Origin of the sequence: Streptomyces kronopolitis (genome assembly GCF_014646275.1) — a bacterium.
Lineage (GTDB): Bacteria > Actinomycetota > Actinomycetes > Streptomycetales > Streptomycetaceae > Streptomyces > Streptomyces kronopolitis.
Map to the genome: position 1 here is coordinate 1 of NZ_BMND01000123.1, position 554 is coordinate 554.

1 protein-coding gene is annotated in these 554 nt (G+C 41.9%); it reads left to right on the plus strand.

The window, feature by feature from the left end; translation table 11 throughout:
- Positions 1-31: 31 nt before the first annotated feature.
- A partial coding sequence (locus IEY78_RS35430; protein ID WP_506417114.1) for a TrbI/VirB10 family protein occupies positions 32-554 on the plus strand: 523 nt, incomplete at its 3' end.

The following is a 554-nucleotide window of genomic DNA, read 5'->3' on the forward strand; positions in this document are numbered from 1 at the left end:
AGCCGCTTTAAAAGCCCTAAACTCCAAAGAAATGAACTCTTCTAAAGAAGAAACTTTTGCTAGCCCTTCCATAGATTTAAAAGCAAACACAACCCCCCCTAAAAAAGACTTTTCTCTAAAGCAATTAGATTTACTAGCCTCTCGCATCACCCCTTTCAAACAAAGCCCTAAAAATTACGAAGAAAACCTGATTTTCCCCATGGATAACCCTAAAGGGATCGATGGTTTTACCAACCTTAAAGAAAAAGACATCGCTACCAATGAAAACAAGCTTTTACGCACCATTACAGCCGATAAAATGATACCCGCCTTTTTGATCACGCCTATTTCTAGCCAGATTGCCGGTAAAGTCATCGCGCAAGTGGAGAGCGATATTTTTGCAAGCATGGGCAAGGCCGTCTTAATCCCTAAAGGCTCTAAAGTCATAGGCTATTACAGCAACAATAACAAAATGGGCGAATACCGCTTGGATATTGTATGGAGCCGCATCATCACCCCCCATGGCATCAATATCATGCTCACTAACGCTAAAGGGGCGGACATTAAAGGCTATA